The organism is Collinsella sp. LCP19S3_A7 (assembly GCF_052121995.1).
GTDB lineage: Bacteria > Actinomycetota > Coriobacteriia > Coriobacteriales > Coriobacteriaceae > Collinsella.
This window is the reverse complement of sequence record NZ_JBQKDE010000008.1, coordinates 22,971-45,251: the sequence shown is the minus strand read 5'-3', so window position 1 is coordinate 45,251 and position 22,281 is coordinate 22,971. Positions and strand designations below refer to the sequence as shown.

Sequence of the window (22,281 nt, the reverse complement as noted above, 5' to 3'; positions counted from 1 at the left end):
AAGTTTTTAGGGTGCTGAGACACTCGCAAGGTCAGGTGGCATATTAGGATGGTTGATAATACAGGGGCGCGGCCGGATTCATCTGGGACGGTTTTTGCTCTTTTAAGGTTAGGTTTAGCGAGAAAGGTCGTTATATGTCGGGTACGACGAAGGAGAAGCTGGCTTTGATGCGCTATGTGGAGCTGCTCGAGGCCGAGGCCCTTGTTGTTTCCAAGCCGGATACTCTTTGCGACCAGCGCATCGAGTTTGCGACCGACGACTCGCGCCAGGTACGTCCGGGCACATTGTTTGTCTGCAAGGGCCGTGCGTTCAAGCCCGAGTATCTGGTCTCGGCGATTGCCGAAGGCGCCGTGGCGTACGTGTCCGAGGTTGATTACGACGTCGATATTCCCGCTGTGATCGTCAACGATATCCGCCGCACGCTCGCTGTGGTGGCGGACGCCTATTACGGTCATCCCTCGGGCAAGGTGAAGGTCTGCGCTTTTACGGGCACCAAGGGCAAGTCGACCTGCAGCTTTTATCTGCGTGGCATTCTTGCCAACGAGGCTAAGCTCACGGGCCGTCATCGACCAGCCCTCAACACGGGTATCGAGTTCGATGACGGTATCGAGGCCGGTCCTTCTAAGCTAACGACCCCCGAGTCCTTCCTTTTGCAGTCGCGTATCGCACATGCCGCCGAGGCGGGCGCTCCGTGGCTGGTCATGGAGGCGTCGAGCCAGGGCCTCAAATACGAGCGTACGGGCAAGATTGACTTTGAAGTGGGCGCCTTTACCAATATCGGTGAGGACCATATCTCGCCGATCGAGCACCCCACGCTCGAGGATTACTTTGCCAGCAAGCTCAAGATTTTTTCGCAGAGCCGCTTTGCCGTGGTCAACCTCGATATGGACCACGTCGACCGCGTGCTCGAGGCGGCGTCCCGCTGCGAGCGCACGGTGACGTTCTCGCTGACCGATGGACGCGCCGACGTGCGTGCGTTGGCCATTCGCAACGGCGATTGCGGCGTGATCGCCACGGTCCGCACGCCGCGCTTTACGCGTGACATCGTGATCCCCACGCCCGTCAAGTTCAACGTGTCCAATGCGCTTGCCGCTATTGCCTGCGCCGAGGCCCTCGGCATTTCCGAAGAGGGCATCGTCCATGGCTTTGAGGGCGTCTTTGTTCCCGGTCGCATGGAGCTCTATCCGTCTGCATCGGGCAAGATTTTGGGCGTCGTTGACTATGCGCACAACGGCATGAGCCTCGAGACGCTTTTGCGCGACCTGCGCGAGAACTATCCCGAGCGCGAGCTGGCGGTTGTCTTTGGTGCAACGGGAGGCAAGGGTGTCGATCGCCGTACTACGATGGGTATCGCTGCCGGCAAGTACGCCGATCGCATCGTGATTACCGAGGATGACCCGGGCCCCGAGGACGTCGAGGACATCTGCGCCGAGATTGCGCGCAATGTCCAGGCGCAGGGAAACGATAGCTGGCAGATCGTGTGCGACCGCGCCGCCGCTATCGAGACGGCCGTGCGCGAGACCGACCGCCCCGCTGTGGTTATCGTGACCGGCAAGGGCGAGGAGGAGTGCATGCTGCGCAAGAACGGACCCGAGCCCTGCGAGCGTGATGGCTCGGTTCTCAAACGCATCCTTGCGGCGTACGACGCCTAAGCGCCGCTGCCTTTAGGATGGCGTTTGCGGATCCTCGACGCCCGATGATGCGGTGCCTCTCAAGCGTGTTCACCTTAGGGAAAACACGGTACCAAGATTAAGTCTTTTCTACGTAATAAATGGAGTAACCATGTCCCACAACACCCTGCCGACCGTTGCCGAGCTTTCGGGCGAGATGCGCGAGCGCCTTGCCAAGGTCAAGTACGTCTTTACCGATCTGGACGCCACGATGCTCGCGCCCGGCTCGTGCGTGCTGCGCGACAACGACGGCAATCCCTCGACCAAGCTCGTCGAGGCCGTCGTGGCGCTTGCCCGCGCTGGTATCCAGGTAATTCCCACCTCGGGTCGCAACCGCACCATGATCCACGAAGATGCCCGCGTGCTCGGCCTCAACTCCTACATTGGCGAGATGGGTGGCCTGGTCATGTACGACCTCAAGGCCAACGACTGGGAGTATCTGACCGGCGACATGCCTTACGACCCCGCCTGCGGCCTTACGCCGCACCAGGTGATTGAGCAGACCGGCGTGTGCGAGAAGATTCTCGCTCGCTGGCCGCACAAGATCGAGTACCACAACGACATGTCGACTGGCTATAAGTACCGCGAGGTCACCGTCGGCATGCGCGGCGATATTCCCGATGACGAGGCGCAGGCCATCCTCGACGAGGCCGGCTGCGGTCTGGTCTGGGCCTGCAACGGCCACTTGACTCATCTGTCCAAGCCGACGACCCTCGAGCTCGATCGCGTCGAGGACGGTCGTGCCTTTAACATCAATCCGTCGGGTCTCGACAAGGGCGTGGCGGTCGCGCGTTTCTGCGAGCATCTGGGCATCGAGCGCGACGAGACGCTGGCACTCGGCGATTCCGAGTCTGATTTCTACATGGCCGACCACGTGGGCACGTTCTGCCTGGTCGAGAACGGTCTGACCAGCGCCGGCGCGTCCGAGTTTCTTGCGTCCTGCGATAACGCCTTTGTCACGCGCGGCAGGATCGTTGACGGCTGGGCGGCGACGGCGGAGCTGCTCGTCGCGGCCCGTTCATAGCGCAGTGCCGTTACGCTTGGCCATATCTTTTCGAGAGAGAATCTGGTGAGGTAATGTCCGATATCGAGAATCTGGCCGGTGATACGCGCCCCATCGGCGTGTTCGACTCGGGTCTGGGCGGCTTGACGGTTGCGCGCGCGATTGCGACGGCGCTTCCGCACGAGTCCGTCTACTACTTTGGCGATACCAAGCGCTGCCCTTACGGCACCCGCACCGAGGACGAGGTACGCTCGTTTGCGCTACAGGCGGGGCGCTGGCTTTCGAGACACGACGTCAAGATCATGGTCATCGCCTGCAATACGGCGACGGCAGCGGCGCTTCGCCTGGCTCAGCAGGTGCTCGATGTCCCCGTGATTGGCGTAATCGCGCCGGGCGCGCGTGCCGCCATCAACAGCACCCGCACGCGCCGTGTGGGCGTGCTCGCCACCAACCTCACCATCCGCTCGGGCGCCTACACGCGCGCCATCCAGGACTTGGATGCCGGCGTGGACGTGTATGGCTGCCCTGCCTCGAGCTTTGTCGAGGTTGTCGAGCACGAGCTCGCCTCGGGCGCGCACCTGCAGGAGCAGTGGCTCGAGAACGAGGATATTTTTGATACGCCAGCCGTTCGCGCGCTGGTCAACGCCACTGTCGAGCCACTGCACGATCGTGGCATCGATACCGTGGTGCTCGGCTGTACGCACTTTCCGCTGCTGGTGGGCCCCATCCGTCATGCGTTGGGGCCCGGGGTGCGCGTGGTGAGCTCCGCCGAGGAGACCACCCGCGAGCTGACCGATATCCTCACGCGCCGTGAGCAGCTGGCGGGCAACACCGCCGAGCCGCAGCATCGCTTTGCCACCACGTCCGACAACATTGCCGAGTTTGCGGTGGCGGGCAGCTTTATCTTTGGCCAGCCGCTCAAAAGCATCGAGCATGTCGATATCGACGAACTCGGTTAGGCACGCAATGTCGCCGGAGTCTTCGCCACATCTTTTGCCGAAAGGATAGTTCCATGGAATATATGCAGGTCAACCGCGCCAACGGCCGCGCCGCAAACGAGCTGCGTCCCGTTAAGCTCACCCGCGGCGTCATGAAGCACGCCCACGGCTCGTGCCTGGCAGAGTTTGGCGACACGCGCGTGCTGTGCGCCGCCACCATCGAGGAGGGCGTTCCGGGCTGGCGCAAGGGCGCTAAGGCCGGTTGGGTAACGGCGGAATATGCGATGCTGCCGGCGTCGACCGGCAAGCGCTGCAAGCGCGAACATGCCAACCGCAAGGGCCGTTCCATGGAGATCGAGCGCTTGATCGGCCGCAGCCTGCGCACCGTCGTCAATATGAAGGCGCTCGGCGAGTACACCGTTACCGTTGACTGCGATGTGATCCAGGCCGATGGCGGCACGCGTACGGCGAGCATCACCGGCGCCTGGGTGGCGCTGCACGACGCCCTTGCCATGTGGGTCGAGGCGGGCAAGCTCGAGCGCATTCCGCTTACCGGTCAGGTTGCCGCTATTTCCATGGGCGTCGTCGACGGCAACACCCTGCTCGACTTGGATTATTCCGAGGACAGCCACGCCGAGGTCGACATGAACCTCGTCGCCACCGACTCCGGCGAGATGATCGAGCTCCAGGGTACCGGCGAGCAGGCGCCCTTCGACCGCAAGCGTCTCAACGCCCTGCTCGATCTGGGCGACAAGGGCATCGCCGAGCTCATCGAGCTTCAGCGTCAAGCCCTCGCCTAACCTGCCAAAAGGGGATGTTGATTTTGGCAGGTTTAATCTGCGAAAACGCCGAAGTATAAGACTGCCGTTGATTGAGAGGGGAGAGGCCGAGGCCCTCGTCGTCCTCTACACGGCATTGCTATAAGAGACAAGGAGGCCAGCTATGGCACTTGAGAAGATTGACATCGACACCCTCGACCCGGCGGCGACCATTGTTGTGGCCACGGGTAACGCCCATAAGCTCACCGAGATCGAGGCCATTTTGGGCACGGTCATGCCCGAGGTGCGCTTTGTGGCGCTCGGCCAGCTGGGCGATTTTGAGGACCCCGAGGAAAACGGCACGACGTTTTTGGAGAACGCCATCATCAAGGCGCAGGCTGCGGTCGAGGAGACGGGCCTTATGGCCATCGCCGACGATTCCGGCTTGGTCGTAGACGCGCTGGACGGTGAGCCGGGTGTGTATAGCGCGCGTTATGCGGGCGTACACGGCGATGATGCCGCCAACAATGCCAAGCTTCTCGTTAATCTGGAAGGCGTGGCAGACGAGGATCGCACCGCACGCTTTATGAGCGTCGTTGCGCTCATCGACCAAGACGGCCTGGTCACCTATGGCGAGGGTGCCTGCGAGGGCGTTATCGCACACGAGGGCCGCGGCGACCACGGCTTTGGCTACGACCCGCTGTTCCTGCCGGTCGATACGCCGGGCAAGACTATGGCCGAGCTCACAGCGGACGAGAAGAACGCCATCAGCCATCGTTTCCATGCACTCGAGCACCTGTCCGCCAAACTCACGGGCGAGGAGTAGGCCGTGCGTGCGGTGGTGCAGCGCGTGCTCAACGCCGGTGTGACGGTCGACGGCGAGTGCGTGGGCCGCATTGGGCGCGGCTATCTGGTATTGCTGGGTGTGGGCCATGGCGATACGCGTGCCGAGGCCGATAAACTATGGGGCAAGCTCCGCGGGCTGCGTATCAACGAGGACGAGAACGGCAAGACTAACTTGGCGCTTGCCGATGTCGACGGCGAGGTGCTCGTGGTGTCGCAGTTTACGCTGTTTGCCGATTGCCGCCACGGCCGTCGTCCGTCGTTTACGGATGCTGGCGCGCCCGATGTCGCCAACGAGCTTTATGAGTACTTTCTGACGCTCGTCGCCCAGGACGTCGACCACGTGGCGCACGGCATCTTTGGCGCCGACATGAAAGTCGACCTGGTCAACGACGGCCCGTTCACCATTGTCCTCGATACCGACAATCTGTAAGTAGCCTAATTAGCTACTTGCGTGGGGTTGTAACAGGGTGCTATAGTATTAGAGTTTTGTCTATCTTAGGGGTATTATCCCCTTTTTGAATTGCACCTTCTGGAGGCCCTGTTCATGGAAGAGATGGAAGTCAATTACGTCGACGACATCCACGAGAAGCTGACCGATATGGTGGGCGATCGCGTCAAGGTGAAGGCCAACATGGGCCGTACCCGCGTTGTCGAGCGCATGGGTACCATCAAGAGCGTCCACCCGGCTGTCTTTATCGTCGAGGTTGACGAGCGCCGCGGCCGCAAGTCGCGTCAGTCCTACCAGTACATCGACGTCCTTACCGGTCAGGTTGAACTGTTCGACCCCGAGAGCGGCGAGCACATCTTTACTCCGCTCGGCAACCAGCTCGAGGAGCATTAACGGTGACCGATCGGTCCCTCATCCTTACTGCGCCGGCAAAGATTAACCTCTACCTGGGGGTTCATACCGAGCGCGATACCCGCGGCTACCACAAAGTCGATTCCCTGATGGCAGCTGTCGGCCTAGCCGATACCGTGACGGTCACGCCGGCGCAGGCGTTGACCGTCCAGACGGTTCCGGCATCAGATTTTCCCATGCAAAAGAATACTGCCTACCGCACCGCCGTCGCCATGGCCGATCATTTCGGGCGCGAGGCAAACGTGTGCGTGACGATTGAGAAGCGCATCCCGCTGTGCGCCGGCCTGGGCGGCCCCTCGACGGATGCCGCGGCGGTTATCGTTGCCCTGGCTGAGCTGTGGGGCATCGACCGCACTGATCCTGCGCTGGACGAGATTGCGCGTGGCATCGGCGCCGACGTGCCGTTCTTTTTGCATGCGAGCCCCGCATTCTACGTGGGTGGGGGAGACGTTCTGGCAACTGAGTACCCCGCGCTTCCTGTGACGCCCGTTGTGCTGGTCAAGCCGCGGGAGGCGAGCGTTTCGACAATTGAGGCCTATCGACGTTTTGACGAGGCCCCGGTGCCCGCGACTGCGCCCGGTGCCATTGCATCGGCTCTTAGCGTGAGTGATGCGAAGATGGCGTATTCGCTCATCCATAACAACTTGGGCGTCATTTCTGCTTTGATGGAGCCGCAGATCCAGGCGGTTCTCGACTGGCTGAGCGAACAGGAGGGAACCGTTGCCGTGGACGTGTGCGGGTCGGGTGCCTGCTCGTTTGCCATTTGCGACACCGCCGCCACGGCCGAAAGGCTTGCCGGGGCTGCCCAGCAAAATGGCTGGTGGTCCTGCGCGACTGAGCTTATTCCCAACACGGTTCAAATCGACGCGCCAAAGAAATAAAAATTTCTCTAGCACGTGGCGAAAAACTTTGTTACTATAGTCGAGCTAACGGGTTGTGGCTCAGTTTGGTAGAGCACTGCGTTCGGGACGCAGGGGTCGCTGGTTCAAATCCAGTCAACCCGACCAGAGCATGAGAAGGGACCGCTTCTTGCGGTCCCTTTTTTTAGCTATTGTTGTGATACCGCGATACCCGCGGTATACTCATTCGAGCTTGTCTCGCTGTTTTGTGGAGGTCTACATGTTTGGACTGAGGGCTCCTGAGCTCATCATTATTCTCGTCGTTGTCCTGATTATCTTCGGGCCCAAGAACCTGCCGAAGCTCGGCAAGTCCCTCGGCTCTACCGTCAAGAATATCCGCGAGGGTATGGAGGGCGACGATAAGGACGAGACCAAGCAGGCCGAGGACGTTGTGGTCGAGGAGTCCGAGGAGGACAAGAAGATCGCAGAGCTCGAGGCCCAGCTCGCCGCCGCCAAGAAAAAGAAGGCAGAGGACGGCGACGCGGACGCAGAGTAGTCCCATCCCTTTGGGGTGAGCACCTGACCGGCTTGCCCGCAGGCTAGCCGGTCTTTTTCGTTATGTTGACAGTTGATTGTTACATCATAGTTGGGGAGATATCCGTATGGACGCAAGCCAGATCGTACTGACCGCTGAGGGCCGCCAGAAGCTCGTCGAGGAGCTCGCTTGGCGTGAGGGCGATTACGCCAAGGAGATCGTCGAGGACATCAAGGAAGCCCGCGCGTTTGGCGACCTTTCGGAGAACTCCGAGTACGATGCCGCCAAGGACAAGCAGGCTCAGAATGCTGCTCGCATTGCCGAGATTCAGGCTATTCTCGCCAACGCTCAGGTTGCTGCCACCACGGGCGATCTGACCGTCTCCATCGGTTCCACCGTTTCGCTGATTGATCCCAACGGTGAGGTCATGGAAGTCACGCTCGTCGGTACCACCGAGACCAACTCGCTCGAGCACAAGATCTCCAACGAGTCCCCGGTCGGCCACGCCATCATCGGCCACGGCGAGGGCGACTCCGTCGAGGTCGTTACGCCTTCCGGCAAGACTCGCGTCTACACCATCGCCAAGATCACACGCTAGACCACGGTCCCGCGTAAAGGTATGTTTTCGCTCCCTGGGACCGAATCCTGGGGAGCGTTTTAGTTTGAGGAGCTAACTTATGGCAGAGAACCAAAACGCCGCCGAGCAGGCATCGACGCTCAACGACGAGCGTGCCACGCGCCTGGCCAAGCGCGCCGCCCTGTTCGAGGCGGGCCAGAACCCCTATCCCGAGCACTCCGAGATCGAGGACTACGTTGCCGACATCGAGGCTAAGTATGCCGATCTTGCCGATGGCGAAGACACCGAGGACGTCGTGAAGATCGGCGGCCGCGTGGTCGCCAAGCGTGGTCAGGGCAAGATCATGTTCATCGTCGTGCGCGACGCAACCGCCGAGATTCAGCTGTTCTGCCGCATCAACGACATGGACGAGGCAGCCTGGAATACGCTCAAGGCCCTCGACCTTGGCGATATCCTGGGTGTGACCGGTGTGGTTGTGCGCACTCAGCGCGGCCAGCTCTCCGTCGCCCCTAAGAGCGCGACCCTGCTCTCCAAGGCCGTTCGCCCGCTGCCCGAGAAGTTCCACGGTCTCTCCGACAAGGAGACCCGCTATCGTCAGCGCTACGTCGACCTGATCGCCAACGACGATGTTCGCGAGACCTTCCGCAAACGCTCGCAGATCCTCTCCACCTTCCGTCGCTTTATGGAGTCCGACGGCTACATGGAGGTCGAGACTCCCATTCTGCAGACCATTCAGGGTGGCGCTACGGCTAAGCCGTTCATCACGCACTTTAACGCTCTCGATCAGGAGTGCTACCTGCGCATTGCTACCGAGCTGCACCTCAAGCGCTGCATCGTCGGTGGCTTTGAGCGCGTCTTCGAGATCGGTCGTATCTTCCGTAACGAGGGCATGGACCTCACCCACAACCCCGAGTTCACCACGATGGAGGCCTACCGTGCCTTCTCCGATCTCGAGGGCATGAAGGCGCTCGCCCAGGGCGTCATCAAGGCTGCCAACAAGGCCATCGGCAACCCCGAGGTCATCGAGTACCAGGGCCAGACCATCGATCTTTCCGGTGAGTGGGCAAGCCGCCCCATGACTGATATTGTCTCTGACGTGCTCGGCAAGAAGGTCACCATCGACACGCCTGTCGAGGAGCTTGCTGCCGCCGCGCGCGAGAAGGGCCTGGAGATCAAGCCCGAGTGGACTGCAGGCAAGATCATCGCCGAGATTTACGATGAGCTGGGCGAGGACACCATCGTCAACCCGACCTTCGTGTGCGATTACCCCATCGAGGTCAGCCCGCTCGCCAAGCGTTTTGAGGACGATCCGCGTCTGACCCACCGCTTTGAGCTGGTCATCGCCGGCCACGAGTACGCCAACGCATTCTCCGAGCTCAACGACCCGGTCGACCAGGCTGAGCGCTTTGCCGCCCAGATGGCCGAGAAGGCCGGCGGCGACGATGAGGCCATGGAGTATGACGAGGACTACGTGCGCGCCCTCGAGTACGGTATGCCTCCCGCGGGCGGCATTGGCATTGGTATCGACCGCGTGGTCATGCTACTTACCAACCAGGCTTCTATCCGCGACGTCCTGCTGTTCCCGCACATGAAGCCCGAGAAGGGTTTCCAGTCCGGTGCCGCTGCCGCCAAGGCCGCCGAGGCCGGCAACGCCGCGAGCCCGTTCGTTAAGTCGCTTAAGCCCACGCTCGATTACTCCAAGATCGCCGTTGAGCCGCTGTTCGAGGAGTTCGTCGACTTCGATACCTTCTCCAAGAGCGATTTCCGCGCTGTGAAGGTCAAGGCGTGCGAGGCCGTCAAGAAGTCCAAGAAACTGCTGAACTTTACGCTCGACGACGGTACCGGTGCCGACCGCACCATCCTTTCTGGCATCCATGAATACTATGAGCCCGAGGACCTGGTCGGCAAGACCCTGCTCGCCATCACCAACCTTCCTCCGCGCAAGATGATGGGCATCCCCAGCTGCGGCATGCTCATCAGTGCCATCCACGAGGAGGAGGGCGAGGAGCGCCTCAATCTGATTCAGCTCGACGCTTCCATCCCCGCCGGCGCAAAGATGTACTAGGGGGTTACGCGGTTCTACGAACCGCGTAACGGCTCGACGCTGCGCGCCGCCCAGGGCGACAATTTGTCATTCAAAAGGCAAGGCATGACCAGAAGGTCTATGCCTTGCCTTTTTCATGCCAACTTGTTCGCCCTGGACGTCGCTCGCTGTCGTTGCCAAAACATCGGCGTTGCCGGAGTAGTCGTTGGGGACGTTCTTAAACGACTACCCAACGGCTATTGTGCACATGTCTCGCATGACAGTTGTCTCTTTTATGTTTCCTTTAGCCGTCGCTGTCTAGGATGGGGGTTAGTCGATAGGAAGGGAGCACCGGGATGGACGATGCGAGCGAGCGCGCAATCGAAGAGGACATGCTCGATCAGTTCAATTACTTTGATGATGAGGACGAGGAGCTGATCGACCGTCGCGAGCCAGCGCCGCTTGATTCCTTTGATCTGGTCGATGAAGAGACTGATGAGGTTGAGGACGAATCAACGGAGTCCCCACAGTCTTCGCGCCTTAACTCGCTGCTTTCGAGAGCCCCCATGCACCACGGCGTTCGTGCCGGCGCGCTCCATATGAAAACTGACTGGCACCAGATCGTGACGGCAGGCGATGAATTTGCCGTCGATGCGCCGCTCACCGATAAATCATCCATCGTCTGCCGCACCGGTATGCTTATGCTCGCGAGTGGAACGGGTGCCTGGCGCGTACGCGATACCATGAATCGAGTCGCCGCCGTACTCGGTGTCACCATCCATGTTGACTTAAGTCTCCTGTCGTTTGAGTGTACTTGCATCGAAGATGGCCACTGCTTTAACGAGGTCGTCAGTCTGCCGACAACCGGCGTCAACACCCATCGCATTTGGATGATGGAGAGTTTCCTCAAGGAAATCGAGACCTATGGTCGTCGCTTCACGGTGCACGAGTATCACGAGATGCTCAAGACCGTTGAGAGTTCAAAACCTGATTACGCGCCCTGGCAACAGGGCCTTGCGGCAGCCTGCGCCTGTGGCGCCTTTGTCTTTTTACTTGGTGGCGGTCCCATTGAGATGGCATGCGCGTTCGTGGGCGCGGGTGTCGGCAACTTTGCCCGCTCCCATATTCTCAAGCAAGGCCTTGGTCAGTTCAGCGCTTTGACGCTCGGTGTCGCACTGGCCTGTATCTCATATTTGCTGGCATTGCTCGGCCTCGCCCAGGTTGTTCCGGGTGCAATGTCGCACCAAGAAGGCTATATCGGCGCCATGCTCTTTGTGATTCCTGGCTTTCCGCTCATTACGGCAGGTCTCGACATCGCTAAGCTCGACATGCGAAGCGGTATCGAGCGTCTTTCGTATGCTGTGTCGATTATTGTGATGGCGACCCTCGTAGGTTGGATGGTTGCCGAGTGTGTGGGACTGGCGCCGGACGACTTTGCCCCACTGGGCCTTTCGCCGCTTGCCCTTACGCTCCTGCGCGTGGTGATGAGCTTCGTTGGCGTATTCGGCTTCTCGGTGATGTTCAACAGCCCGGTAAAGATGGCCGCGGCAGCTGGGTTGATCGGCGCCGTGTCAAATACCCTGCGTCTGACCCTTGTCGATGCGCCGACGATGATTCCCTTCCTGGGCCTCAGCACGGGAATGCCTCCCGAGGCAGCAGCGTTTATCGGCGCGCTGGTATCGGGTCTGCTGGCAAGCTTGGCCGAAGTCAAGCTCACCTACCCGCGCATCGCCCTCACGGTGCCTTCGATTGTCATTATGGTGCCCGGTCTGTATCTCTATCGCTCTATGTATTACATGTGCACCTTCGACACAGTCAATATGCTCGGCTGGTTTGTGCGCGCAGTGCTCATCGTAGCGTTTCTGCCCGTTGGGCTGGGTGTGGCGCGTACGCTCACCGACCCTCGCTGGCGCTACACCAGCTAATTGGTACAAGGGGGACAGGTTACTTTGCACCAAATGAGTTGCGGTGAAATAGGGACTGAATTGCTGCTTAAAGGGTCAAAACAGTCCGTATTCCACTGCAACTTATGGGGTCGGGGGATTATCGGTGCCCTGCATCTTCATAAACTCAACGCTTACGAAGCGCGCGCCGTTCGTGTTAGGGTAGTTCCACCACATAAGTAGTCGCAGACGCACGTACCACGGGCGGGCGAGATGAAGTCCCAGTAGCTCCATCTCGCCCGCCCGTTTTTGTTGTGCACCGCGGCGTAACACAGAAAGGATTTTGCCCTTTATGCCTATCAATAAACGAGAGAGCTTGCTGTTTACCTTTATCATGTGCTTTTGCATGGTGCTCTGGATGAGCATCTACAACGTTGCCCTGCAGCATGGGGCCATCAACGGCGAGGTCATTGCCGCCGCGTGGCTCGGCTTCCCCGTTGCCTATATTTTTGCCATGTGCTGCGACTGGTTTGTTGCCAGTCCCCTTGCCAAGGGTTTCGCTTTTAAATTCCTGGTCACGCCGGGTAAGAGCTCACCGCTTGCCATGACGCTCGCCGTCAGCTCCTGCATGGTCGTTCCCATGGTCATCATCATGTCGCTCTACGGCGCGTGCGAAGGCCTGCTCCATATGCCCGGCGGCCCGCTTGCCAATCTGCAGGTGCTGCCGATGATGTGGCTCGTCAACATTCCGCGCAACTTTATCATGGCCCTGCCCTGGAACCTGCTGGTGGCTGGTCCGGTTGCTCGCTTTATCTTCCGCCATGCCTTCCCCATGGGAACCGTCTTTGAAGAGCAGCATATGGAGCTCGTACGTATGCCGGGCGCTCCCGTTGCCGATGTCGTCGATGACGTTGCCGAGAGTATGGACGCCGAGCCCGTCTGCTAGGCAAGAGCCACTAACCTAGAGCGCCCGCCGCACCCGGCGATTCCTTTTTTGTAGACGTTGTCGTATGGCTGCACGCGGAAAAGGCCACAGCGGTTAACATATACTCCATATGGGTAAAGAGACCAAAGCGCCGCCACGAGTGGCGCTTTGCGTTTGAAAAACTAGCTCGTCTAAGAGGAACTAGCATGTTGGACCGTTTTACCGATCGCGCGCGCAAGGTCATGTCCATGGCCAAGCAGGAGGCGCTCGATCTTCACTCAAATAAGGTGGGTACCGAGCATCTGCTGCTCGCGCTCGCCAAGGAGGACGAGGGCATTGCCGCCGAGGCACTGCGCTCACTCGATATCTCCTACGATGACATCATGGACACGCTCAAGGAGGTCCAGACCACCGTTCCCGAGCCCAGCGAGGAGACCGAGGCCGCTAAGCTCGCCTTTACGCCGCTCGTCATCAGCGTGATGGAGCGTTCCTTCCGCGTGGCGCGCGAGAACAACCAGACCTATGTGTCGACCGAGCACCTGCTCATCGGTATCGTCGAAGAGGGCAACGGCATGGCCATGGACATTCTCATGCGCCTGGGTGTTTCGTCCGCTTCCATTAAAAAAGCCATCGAGAAGCTTACCGCCAAGGATCAAGACAAGAAGCGCCCGCTCGCCGGTGCCGGTGCCGGGCGTCCCGGTACAGGCCTGCCGTTCTTTAGCGGCTCGGACGCCTCGCAGCAAAAGGGGAGCGGCACCGACACGCTCAAGCAGTTCGCCACCAACCTTACGCAGAAGGCGCGCGACGGCGAGCTCGACCCGGTGATCGGTCGCGAAAAGGAAGTCCAGCGCATGATGGAGATCCTTTCGCGCCGCACCAAGAACAACCCGCTTATCTTGGGTGACCCCGGCGTGGGCAAGACGGCCATCGTCGAGGGCCTGGCGCAGCAGATCGCTGCCGGCAACGTGCCCGAGAACCTTATGAACCAGAACATCTGGACGCTCGACCTGCCGGGTCTTGTCGCGGGCGCCAAATATCGCGGTGAGTTTGAGGAGCGTCTCAAGAACGTAATCCAGGAGGCAACCGAAGCCGACGACGTCATCCTGTTTATCGACGAGATGCACACCATCATCGGTGCCGGTTCTGCCGAGGGATCCATCGATGCAAGCTCCATGCTCAAGCCCGTGCTCGCGCGCGGCGCTTTCCAGATCATCGGTGCCACCACGGCCGAGGAGTTCCGCAAGTACCTCACCAAGGACCCGGCCTTCGAGCGCCGCTTCCAGACCATCGATGTTGAGGAGCCAAGCGTCGAGGACACGGTCAAGATCCTGACCGCGCTCAAGCCGCGCTACGAGGAGCACCACCACGTGCGCTATACGCAGGGTGCCATCGAGGCCGCCGCGAACCTCTCCAACCGCTACATCCAGGATCGCTTCCTGCCCGATAAGGCCATCGACCTCATCGACGAGGCCGGCGCCCGCGCCCGCATTGCCGCCAACCGTGCGCCTGAGCCGGTGCGCGAGGCCGAGCATCGCGTGGAGGAGCTCAAGGCTGCCGCGCAGGAGGCCACCGAGGGCGACGACATGAACAAGGCCGCCGAGATTACCGAGCAGCAGAAGGCTGCCGAGATTGAGCTCGCCGAGGCCAAGGCAGCTTGGACGGCCGAGCTCGACGCCAGCCCGCTCACCATCGATGTCGCCCAGGTTGCCGACATCGTGTCCGTGACCTCGGGCGTGCCGGTGTCTTCGCTCACCGAGAGCGAAAGCCGTCGTCTGTTGCAGACCGAAAGCGTGCTCAAGACCCGCATTATCGGCCAGGATGAGGCTGTCGAGGCCGTGGCCAAGGCAGTGCGCCGCAGCCGCTCGCCGCTCAAGGACCCGCGTCGTCCCGGCGGCAGCTTTATCTTCTTGGGTCCTACCGGCACAGGCAAGACCGAGCTCGCCAAGACGCTCGCCGAGTATCTCTTTGGCAGCAAGGACGCGCTCATCAGCTTCGACATGTCGGAGTTTGGCAGCGAGTTCGAGGTCTCCAAGCTTATCGGTAGCCCCCCGGGCTACGTGGGCCACGACGAGGGCGGTCAGCTCACCAAGGCCGTTCGCCGTCACCCGTACTCGGTCGTGCTGTTCGACGAGATCGAGAAGGCGCACCCCGATATCTTCAACATCTTGCTGCAGGTGCTTGAGGAGGGTCGCCTGACCGATAGCCAGGGCAAGACGGTCGATTTCCGCAACACCGTGATCATCATGACGTCCAACGTGGGCGCCCGCGAGATTGCGCAGGATGCGAGCGTTGGCTTTGGCACCACCGGTGAGCAGGGTCTTACCTCGAGCGAGATTAAGGGCCGTGCGATGGGCGAACTCAAGCGCCTGTTCCGCCCCGAGCTGCTCAACCGTATCGATGACATCGTGGTGTTTCAGAAGCTTTCGGGCGAGAACCTGACCAAGATCGCTCACCTGCTGGTGGACGACCTGCGCCAGCGCCTGATTGCCAACGGCATGAACATCAAACTCACCGATGCGGCCTACGACAAGATCGTAGCCGAGGGTACCGACCTCACCAACGGCGCACGTCCGCTGCGCCGCGCCATCCAAAAGCTCATCGAGGATCCGCTATCCGAGGAGCTGCTGGCCGGCGAGTGGGGCAGCGGCGATACCGTCATGTGCGACGTGGCCGACGGCAAGTTCGTCTTTAGCCACGGTACGGGCGAGATCCCAGCGCCGCGTCCGGCAGGTGCGCTTGGGGGCGATACCGCTCCGGAAGCGCCGCACACCGGAAACGCCGCGCCTGTGAGCAGTGGCGTAAGCTCGGGCCCCGGCGGCATGATGCAAGCCGGTTCCGGCGCGCTGTAGGGCGTAACAAAACCTTGTGTCCACGAGGGCGTTCCAAAGGAGCGCCCTTTTTTGTTGGAAAGGCCCCTCGTTCAAAGCAAATCTCATTAAACATACCAACGGTGTATGCATAAGCGTTGATCAGGCGTTGAGGTTGGTTGAAGGGTCCAACGTCCCTTCGGCGCGGTCCGTCTACCTGCTTTATCTTAATAAAGCGGCGTTTCTCCGCCGTTAGCCGATGATGCGAGAGCGCTCGGCGTTTTCGACTGGTTTATGCAAACGAAGTCTGGGAATATACAAGGCGCATGTCTTATTGTCTAACCAGTTGCGCCAAGGAGGCACCATGGACTACAAGATCACCGGCTATGAGCCCGCCCAGCTGTTCCATTTCTTTGAGGAGGTCAGCGCGATCCCCCGTGGGTCTGGCAACGAGAAGGGCATCAGCGATTTCCTGGTTGCGTTTGCCAAGGAGCGCGGTCTCGATGTGTATCAGGACGAGGTCTACAACGTCATCATTCGCAAGCCCGCATCTGCCGGTGCCGAGAATGCCCCGACCGTGATGCTGCAGGGCCACATCGATATGGTGTGCGACAAGTTGGGCTCCGTTGAGCACGACTTTACGACCGATGGTATCGATCTGCTCGTCAAGGACGGCGTTCTCACCGCTAACGGCACCACGCTGGGCGCCGACAACGGTATCGCCGTCGCTCTGATGCTCACTGTTCTCGATGACGATTCGATCGTTCACCCCGCCCTCGAGTGCGTATTCACCACCGACGAGGAGACTGGCCTGGTCGGCGCCGAGACGCTCGACAAGTCCCAGATTAGCGCCCGCACCATGATCAACCTTGACTCCGAGGAAGAGGGCGTTGCCACCGTCAGCTGCGCCGGCGGCGTCGTCGTTACCTACACCTGCCCGATCGCGCGCGAGCACAAGACCGGTAGCACCCTCACGTTCGACATCTCCGGCCTGCTGGGCGGTCACTCCGGCAGCGATATCCACCTGGAGCGCGGCAACGGCAACCTCATCATGGCCCGCATCATCGACCGCCTGATGGTTGCCGGCGAGCCCGCCATCGTTAGCTTTAACGGCGGCACCAAGGACAACGCCATCAACCGTGAGTGCAAGGCTGTTCTGGTCTACGCCGACCACGCTGCCGCCGAGGCCGCGGCCCAGATCGCAAAGGGCATTATCGCCGACGTCACTGCCGAGCTCGAGGTCTTCGACCCCGGCTTTACCTGCACTGTCGAGATTGCCGACGACGCCGAGGTCGAGGCCATGGACGAGAAGTCCGCGCTTGCCCTCATCCGCGCCCTGCGTCTTGCCCCCAACGGCGTGATCCGTCGCAACGTCGCTACCGACGGCTCCGTTGAGGTTTCCTCCAACATCGGTGTGGTTGCCACTTCTGACGACGAGGTCAAGATCATGCTGTCCCCGCGCTCCTCGATCACCTCGCTGCAGAACGAGTTCAAGGACCGCCTGCAGACGCTGGCCGATGTCCTGGGCTTCGACGCCAAGTTTGAGTTCGAGTATCCCGGCTGGAGCTATGCCGAGCATTCGCCGGTCCGCGACGTCTTTGTCGAGAGCTATCGCGAGCTCTTTGGCTCCGAGCTGCGCATCGAGTCCATTCACGCCGGCCTTGAGTGCGGCCTGTTTGCCGAGGCCCTGCACGGCCTGGACGCCATCGCCGTGGGCCCGACGCTCTCCGATGTCCACACCCCGGACGAGAGCATGGAGCTCGCTTCTGCCGAGCGCTTCTACGAGCTGCTCATCGACGTCCTCAAGCGCCTTGCCGCGTAAAGGTCGCCTTGGTTAAGCCGCTCTAAAACGGCTGGCTATGAAAACGGCCGCCTGGCGTAATGCCGGGCGGCCGTTATTCGTTACAGTGCGAGGATCCCAAGGTGCTCAAGTAGGATCTTAAGCCCGATGAGGACGAGTACGACGCCACCCACGATGGTGGCGGGTTTTTCGTAGCGCGCGCCAAAGGTGTGACCGATCGCTACGCCGGCGACGGAGAAGATAAACGTTGTGACGCCGATAAGTGATACAGAGGGCACGATATCGACCGAGAGCGCGGCAAACGAGATGCCCACGGCGAGCGCGTCAATCGAGGTGGCGATGGCAAGGATTAGGTACTCGCCCAGGTCGATCTTTTCGGCATCCTTGCCGTCGCCTTCGTCCTCATCCTCGTCTTCGGTAAAGGCTTCCCACAGCATCTTGCCGCCGATAAAGGCCAAAAGGATAAAGGCGACCCAATGGTCTGTGGGACCGATGATGCCCATGAACTGGCTACCGAGTGCCCAGCCGATTACGGGCATGCCGGCCTGAAAGCCGCCAAAGAACAGGCCGAGCACAACGGCGACTTTAAGGTTGATCTTTTTCATGCCGAGACCCTTGCAGATGGAAACGGCAAAGGCGTCCATCGAAAGGCCAACGGCGAGCAACACGAGCTCTGCGAGTCCCATAGTCTGGCCCCCTCTCTGCGGGCGAACCCGATTACACGACCACTCCCTCATTTATATGAGACCCGATGCTACCACATGAGCAGCCAAAAGAGCCCCGTCCCAAATGAGCTACCTAAGCGGTGTTCGCTCATTCTGTAAGCATCGGAATTTGCGGGCGTCACAGGGGCAAACCGTGAGAAACTTATTGACGTTTATGGAGCGTATACGATGGGAGCGATGCCTTGGATAAGAACGAGCTGCAAAAGCGTATGGAACAGGCCATCCGCCTGACGGCACCTGGTCAGCCGATCCGCACCGCCCTTGACATGATCATCGCCGGTCACCTGGGCGCCCTTATCTGCGTCGGCGACACCGAAAACGTGCTCGCTGCCGGTAACGACGGCTTCCCGCTCAACATTTCGTTTACCTCGAACCGCCTGTTCGAGCTTTCCAAGATGGACGGCGCCATCGTCATCGACGGCGACCTTACCCAGATCCTGCGCGCCAATTTCCACCTCAATCCCGACCCCTCGCTCGCCACGAGCGAGACGGGCATGCGTCACCGTACTGCCGCTCGCATGTCGGTGCTCACCGACGCCATCGTGATCTCGGTCTCGGCCCGTCGTGCCGTCGTCAACGTGTATGTGCACGGCAAGAGCTATGAGATTCAGCCCGTCACCACCATCATGAGCTCGGTCAACCAGCTCGTCGCTACGCTTCAGACCACCCGTCAGTCGCTCGACCGCTCCCTGCTGCGTCTGACGGCCCTCGAGCTGGACGACTACGTCACGCTCGCCGACATCACCGGCATTTTCTCGAGTTTCGAGATCATGCAGCAGGCAAAGACCGAGCTTAAGGATTGCATTGTCAAGCTGGGCAACCAGGGCAAGCTCGTGCAGATGCAGCTCGAGCAGCTCGCCGGCTCCAGCATGGATACCGAATACGACTTGATGATTCGCGACTACGCAAGCGATTCCTCCGAGGCAAACGCCGAGAAGATCCGTGCCGAGCTTAGCCGTATGACGCCCAAGGACTTGTCCGACCCGCAGCATGTGGCGGCGGTTCTGGGTTACGACGACCTGGACGAGGACTCCGTCATGACGCCGCTGGGCCTGCGCACGCTTTCGCGCGTGTCCGTCGTGCGCGACGGCGTGGCCGAGAAGATCGTCGACGAGTATGGCTCGCTGCAGGAGCTCATGGACGACATCAGCAAGGATCCGGAGCGCCTGGGCGACTTTGGCGTTAACAACCCTGCCATTCTTGCGGACTCCCTGTACCGCATGAAGGGCACCAAACAGGGGAACGCATAATGGCGCCCGTATGCGCCGTGGTCGTTGCCGGTGGCAGCGGCCAGCGCTTTGGTAATCCCGGTGGCAAGCAGCTCGTCAATGTAGCGGGCCGTCCGCTTATGAGCTGGTCCATCCGCGCGTTTGACCGTAGCGATAAGGTCGGCCACATCGTCGTGGTTTGCCCTGCCGAGCGTCGTGCCGAGATGCGCCGCCTGGCCATCAGCCCGTATTCGTATAACACACCCATCAGCTTCGCCGATGCCGGCGATACTCGCCAGGACTCCACTCGTGCCGGCGTGCATGCGGTGCCGGCAGGCTTTGAATACGTCGCCATTCACGACGGCGCTCGTCCGCTCATTACTACCGAGGCCATCGATCACGCTATCGACGTGCTCGTGAGCGACCGCTCGCTCGACGGTGTCGTGTGTGGCCAGCCCGCGATCGACACGCTCAAGATCGTCGATGGGGACAACATCGTCGAGACGCCGCCACGCGAACTCTATTGGGCCGCGCAGACGCCGCAAATCTTTAGTGTCGACGCCATGAAACGTGCCCATGCCGCGGCGATTGCCGAGGGCTTTATCGGTACGGACGATTCGTCACTGGTCGAGCGCATGGGTGGGCGCGTCCGCTGCGTCCAGAGCCCGCGCGACAACCTTAAGGTGACGGTGCCCGAGGACTTGCGTCCCGTAACCGCGATTTTGCTCGGGCGGATGGCCGAGAGAGAGGACCTTCCCCATGTTCAGTAACCTGCGCATTGGCCACGGCTACGACGTCCACCGTTTGGTGGAGGGGCGTCGATGTATCATCGGCGGGGTCGACATTCCCTACGAGCGCGGCCTGCTGGGCCACTCGGATGCCGATGTGCTCGCGCACGCGCTGGCCGACGCTATTCTGGGCGCCTGCCGCGGGGGAGACATTGGCAAGCTGTTCCCCGACACCGACCCCGCCTACGAGGGTGCCGACTCGATGGTGTTGCTTGCCCGCGTAATGGACTATGCGCGCGAGCTGGGCTTTGAGTTTGTCGATGCCGACTGCACCATTGCCTGCCAGCAGCCTAAGATCACCCCGCACCGCGATGCCATGCGTGCCAACTTGGCCCATGCCCTGGGCGTTGACGTCGAAAACGTGGGCGTCGCCGCCACCACGACCGAAAAGCTCGGTTGGGAAGGTCAAGGCGAGGGAATTGGCGCCTGGGCCGTCTGCCTGCTACAGAAAACCGTTAAGGAGTAACGAATGCGTATCTACAACAGCGCTACCCATAAAAAGGAAGAGTTCCAGCCCATCGAGCCCGGCAAGGTCCGTATGTACGTGTGCGGACCCACGGTTTACGACAACATCCACATCGGCAACGCCCGCACGTTCATCAGCTTCGATGTGATTCGACGCTGGCTCATCGCGAGCGGCTACGAGGTCACGTTCGCCCAGAACCTTACCGATGTCGACGACAAGATCATCAAGCGCGCTAACGAGCAGGGCCGTACGGCCGCCGAGGTCGCGACGGAGTTCTCGGATAAGTTTATTGGCGTCATGCGCGCTGCCAACGTGCTCGATCCCGATGTGCGCCCCCGCGCAACCAAGGAGATCGGCCCCATGATTGCCATGATCAAGGCGCTCATCGAGCAGGGCCACGCTTACGCCGCCGATAACGGCGACGTGTACTTTGCCGTGCGCAGCGATCCCAACTACGGTCAGGTCTCGGGCCGCAACATCGACGACCTTATGGTGGGTGCGCGCATCGAGGAGAACGAGGACAAGAACGACCCGCTCGACTTTGCCCTGTGGAAGGCCGCCAAGCCCGGCGAGCCCAGCTGGCCGAGCCCCTGGGGCGAGGGCCGTCCCGGCTGGCACACCGAGTGCGCCGCCATGGTGCACCGCTACCTGGGTACCCCGATCGACATTCACGGCGGTGGCTCCGACCTTGCCTTCCCGCATCACGAGAACGAGTGCGCCCAGGCTGCCTGCGCCTGGCACCAGGGCTTCTCCAACACCTGGATGCACACGGGCATGCTGCTGGTCGACGGCGAGAAGATGTCCAAGTCGCTTGGTAACTTCTTTACGCTGGCCGAGGTGCTCGAGCAGCACTCCGCTGCCGCCCTGCGCCTGCTGATGCTGCAGACGAGCTATCGCTCGCCGCTCGACTTTTCCTGGGAGCGCCTGGAGGGTGCCGAGAATTCGCTCACGCGTATCGCCGGTACGGTAGAGAACCTGCGCTGGGCCGCGAACCATGCGACGGCCGATGCCGATGAGGCAGCATCTGAGGCGTTTGCCGCCAAGGCTGCCGAGACCCGTGCCGCCTTTAAGGAGTGCATGGACGACGACTTTAACACCGCCGGTGCCATGGGCGTCGTCTTTGGTTTTGTCACCGAGTGCAATCAGTATCTGGAGCAGGCGGGCGACGCTGCCGACAAGGCCGCGGCTCTTGCTGCCGCCGATACGCTGGTCGAGCTGCTCGATACGTTTGGCGTTGAGCTTCCCGAGCCCAAGGTCGAGCTGCCGCTGGGCCTTTTGGGCGTTGCCGCCGGCTTGGTTGCCTACACTGGTGACGACGTGGACGAGGCCGCTGCCAAGATTCTCGAGGCTCGCGCCGAGGCCCGTGCCGCCAAGAACTGGGACTTGGCAGACGCCATCCGCGATCAACTCAAGGACCTGGGCCTGACGATTGAAGATACCGCCGCCGGCACCCGTATCAAATCCCTCTAACCCCTGCGGGTTTCCCAAGCACCCGACCGCCCGAGCCACGGCACCTTGCCTTTCAATCGTCGGGCATGGCCCCAAGGTCTATGCCCTCCTCTTTCAAGGCAATCTGCCGCACCTCGGGCGGTCGGTCTATTTGTTTCGTTTGATAGTTGTATTTAGGAGG

General features: G+C 60.9%; 20 protein-coding genes and 1 tRNA gene. 20 read left to right on the top strand and 1 reads right to left on the bottom strand.

Annotated features, from left to right (window positions below; translation table 11 throughout):
* The first annotated feature begins 134 nt into the window (after positions 1–134).
* The 16 genes from ACTQV3_RS05205 (at position 135) to ACTQV3_RS05130 (ending at position 17,485) form a co-directional block, all read left to right on the top strand.
* Entirely contained in the window at positions 135–1,652 is a 1,518-nt protein-coding gene (locus ACTQV3_RS05205; protein ID WP_441048838.1) for a Mur ligase family protein, read from the top strand.
* Positions 1,653–1,782: 130 nt separating this feature from the next.
* Complete coding sequence (locus ACTQV3_RS05200; RefSeq protein ID WP_427793596.1) at positions 1,783–2,694, top strand: HAD family hydrolase; 912 nt, start codon at positions 1,783–1,785, stop codon at positions 2,692–2,694.
* Positions 2,695–2,747: 53 nt separating this feature from the next.
* Complete coding sequence (gene murI, locus ACTQV3_RS05195) at positions 2,748–3,632, top strand: glutamate racemase (protein ID WP_117769301.1); 885 nt, start codon at positions 2,748–2,750, stop codon at positions 3,630–3,632.
* 53 nt (positions 3,633–3,685) lie between these two features.
* On the top strand, positions 3,686–4,411 hold the full coding sequence (rph, locus tag ACTQV3_RS05190; protein ID WP_117799672.1) for a ribonuclease PH: 726 nt from the start codon (positions 3,686–3,688) through the stop codon (positions 4,409–4,411).
* A gap of 142 nt (positions 4,412–4,553) precedes the next feature.
* A complete protein-coding gene (gene rdgB / locus ACTQV3_RS05185; RefSeq protein WP_441535958.1) occupies positions 4,554–5,195 on the top strand; it encodes an RdgB/HAM1 family non-canonical purine NTP pyrophosphatase in 642 nt (213 codons plus the stop codon).
* Between the two features lie 3 nt (positions 5,196–5,198).
* Positions 5,199–5,645 carry a D-aminoacyl-tRNA deacylase gene (gene dtd / locus ACTQV3_RS05180; RefSeq protein WP_117797049.1) on the top strand — a complete coding sequence of 149 codons (447 nt, stop codon included), beginning with the start codon at positions 5,199–5,201 and terminating at the stop codon, positions 5,643–5,645.
* Between the two features lie 114 nt (positions 5,646–5,759).
* Positions 5,760–6,056, top strand: a complete 297-nt coding sequence (locus tag ACTQV3_RS05175; protein ID WP_118206416.1) for a Veg family protein — start codon at positions 5,760–5,762, stop codon at positions 6,054–6,056.
* Between the two features lie 2 nt (positions 6,057–6,058).
* A complete protein-coding gene (gene ispE, locus ACTQV3_RS05170) occupies positions 6,059–6,955 on the top strand; it encodes a 4-(cytidine 5'-diphospho)-2-C-methyl-D-erythritol kinase (RefSeq protein WP_441535959.1) in 897 nt (298 codons plus the stop codon).
* 49 nt (positions 6,956–7,004) lie between these two features.
* Positions 7,005–7,081, top strand: a tRNA-Pro gene (locus tag ACTQV3_RS05165).
* Between the two features lie 112 nt (positions 7,082–7,193).
* Complete coding sequence (gene tatA / locus ACTQV3_RS05160) at positions 7,194–7,469, top strand: twin-arginine translocase TatA/TatE family subunit (protein ID WP_195838497.1); 276 nt, start codon at positions 7,194–7,196, stop codon at positions 7,467–7,469.
* Positions 7,470–7,575: 106 nt separating this feature from the next.
* Entirely contained in the window at positions 7,576–8,046 is a 471-nt protein-coding gene (gene greA / locus ACTQV3_RS05155; protein WP_441535960.1) for a transcription elongation factor GreA, read from the top strand.
* Positions 8,047–8,125: 79 nt separating this feature from the next.
* Positions 8,126–10,090, top strand: coding sequence for a lysine--tRNA ligase (gene lysS, locus ACTQV3_RS05150; protein WP_154514782.1), 1,965 nt, complete (start codon positions 8,126–8,128; stop codon positions 10,088–10,090).
* 314 nt (positions 10,091–10,404) lie between these two features.
* Complete coding sequence (locus ACTQV3_RS05145) at positions 10,405–11,973, top strand: threonine/serine ThrE exporter family protein (RefSeq protein ID WP_441535961.1); 1,569 nt, start codon at positions 10,405–10,407, stop codon at positions 11,971–11,973.
* Between the two features lie 310 nt (positions 11,974–12,283).
* Complete coding sequence (locus ACTQV3_RS05140) at positions 12,284–12,877, top strand: DUF2798 domain-containing protein (RefSeq protein ID WP_441535962.1); 594 nt, start codon at positions 12,284–12,286, stop codon at positions 12,875–12,877.
* A 185-nt stretch (positions 12,878–13,062) separates the two neighbouring features.
* Positions 13,063–15,705, top strand: coding sequence for an ATP-dependent Clp protease ATP-binding subunit (locus tag ACTQV3_RS05135; protein WP_441535963.1), 2,643 nt, complete (start codon positions 13,063–13,065; stop codon positions 15,703–15,705).
* 322 nt (positions 15,706–16,027) lie between these two features.
* The gene (locus tag ACTQV3_RS05130) at positions 16,028–17,485 is read left to right on the top strand and encodes an aminoacyl-histidine dipeptidase (RefSeq protein WP_154514776.1); all 1,458 of its coding nucleotides are present in this window, start codon (positions 16,028–16,030) and stop codon (positions 17,483–17,485) included.
* An 80-nt stretch (positions 17,486–17,565) separates the two neighbouring features.
* On the opposite strand, the gene ACTQV3_RS05125 is transcribed toward ACTQV3_RS05130, so the two are convergent.
* The gene (locus ACTQV3_RS05125) at positions 17,566–18,150 is read right to left on the bottom strand and encodes a manganese efflux pump MntP (protein ID WP_441535964.1); all 585 of its coding nucleotides are present in this window, start codon (positions 18,148–18,150) and stop codon (positions 17,566–17,568) included.
* 248 nt (positions 18,151–18,398) lie between these two features.
* Between ACTQV3_RS05125 and disA the strand changes: the two genes are divergently transcribed.
* From disA to cysS, 4 genes are read left to right on the top strand one after another with little or no spacing between them, the layout of a single operon-like run.
* Complete coding sequence (gene disA, locus ACTQV3_RS05120) at positions 18,399–19,439, top strand: DNA integrity scanning diadenylate cyclase DisA (RefSeq protein ID WP_370450554.1); 1,041 nt, start codon at positions 18,399–18,401, stop codon at positions 19,437–19,439.
* Positions 19,439–20,167 (top strand): 2-C-methyl-D-erythritol 4-phosphate cytidylyltransferase, encoded by a 729-nt coding sequence (gene ispD / locus ACTQV3_RS05115; protein ID WP_154514770.1) that lies wholly within the window; start codon positions 19,439–19,441, stop codon positions 20,165–20,167. Before disA ends, ispD begins: the two co-directional genes overlap by 1 nt.
* Entirely contained in the window at positions 20,157–20,651 is a 495-nt protein-coding gene (gene ispF, locus ACTQV3_RS05110) for a 2-C-methyl-D-erythritol 2,4-cyclodiphosphate synthase (RefSeq protein ID WP_006234975.1), read from the top strand. The genes ispD and ispF overlap by 11 nt, the downstream gene beginning before the upstream one ends.
* A gap of 3 nt (positions 20,652–20,654) precedes the next feature.
* Positions 20,655–22,121 carry a cysteine--tRNA ligase gene (gene cysS, locus ACTQV3_RS05105; protein WP_441535965.1) on the top strand — a complete coding sequence of 489 codons (1,467 nt, stop codon included), beginning with the start codon at positions 20,655–20,657 and terminating at the stop codon, positions 22,119–22,121.
* Positions 22,122–22,281 lie beyond the last annotated feature (160 nt).

Bases quoted from the DNA above. Each gene is read 5' to 3' on its own strand.
- ACTQV3_RS05125 (WP_441535964.1), bottom strand. From the start codon at position 18,150: ATGGGACTCGCAGAGCTCGTGTTGCTCGCCGTTGGCCTTTCGATGGAC.
- ispD (WP_154514770.1), top strand. From the start codon at position 19,439: ATGGCGCCCGTATGCGCCGTGGTCGTTGCCGGTGGCAGCGGCCAGCGC.
- rph (WP_117799672.1), top strand. From the start codon at position 3,686: ATGGAATATATGCAGGTCAACCGCGCCAACGGCCGCGCCGCAAACGAG.
- greA (WP_441535960.1), top strand. From the start codon at position 7,576: ATGGACGCAAGCCAGATCGTACTGACCGCTGAGGGCCGCCAGAAGCTC.
- disA (WP_370450554.1), top strand. From the start codon at position 18,399: ATGGAACAGGCCATCCGCCTGACGGCACCTGGTCAGCCGATCCGCACC.
- ACTQV3_RS05145 (WP_441535961.1), top strand. From the start codon at position 10,405: ATGGACGATGCGAGCGAGCGCGCAATCGAAGAGGACATGCTCGATCAG.
- ispF (WP_006234975.1), top strand. From the start codon at position 20,157: ATGTTCAGTAACCTGCGCATTGGCCACGGCTACGACGTCCACCGTTTG.
- lysS (WP_154514782.1), top strand. From the start codon at position 8,126: ATGGCAGAGAACCAAAACGCCGCCGAGCAGGCATCGACGCTCAACGAC.
- ACTQV3_RS05175 (WP_118206416.1), top strand. From the start codon at position 5,760: ATGGAAGAGATGGAAGTCAATTACGTCGACGACATCCACGAGAAGCTG.
- rdgB (WP_441535958.1), top strand. From the start codon at position 4,554: ATGGCACTTGAGAAGATTGACATCGACACCCTCGACCCGGCGGCGACC.
- ACTQV3_RS05135 (WP_441535963.1), top strand. From the start codon at position 13,063: ATGTTGGACCGTTTTACCGATCGCGCGCGCAAGGTCATGTCCATGGCC.
- murI (WP_117769301.1), top strand. From the start codon at position 2,748: ATGTCCGATATCGAGAATCTGGCCGGTGATACGCGCCCCATCGGCGTG.
- cysS (WP_441535965.1), top strand. From the start codon at position 20,655: ATGCGTATCTACAACAGCGCTACCCATAAAAAGGAAGAGTTCCAGCCC.
- tatA (WP_195838497.1), top strand. From the start codon at position 7,194: ATGTTTGGACTGAGGGCTCCTGAGCTCATCATTATTCTCGTCGTTGTC.
- ACTQV3_RS05205 (WP_441048838.1), top strand. From the start codon at position 135: ATGTCGGGTACGACGAAGGAGAAGCTGGCTTTGATGCGCTATGTGGAG.
- ACTQV3_RS05200 (WP_427793596.1), top strand. From the start codon at position 1,783: ATGTCCCACAACACCCTGCCGACCGTTGCCGAGCTTTCGGGCGAGATG.
- ACTQV3_RS05130 (WP_154514776.1), top strand. From the start codon at position 16,028: ATGGACTACAAGATCACCGGCTATGAGCCCGCCCAGCTGTTCCATTTC.
- ACTQV3_RS05140 (WP_441535962.1), top strand. From the start codon at position 12,284: ATGCCTATCAATAAACGAGAGAGCTTGCTGTTTACCTTTATCATGTGC.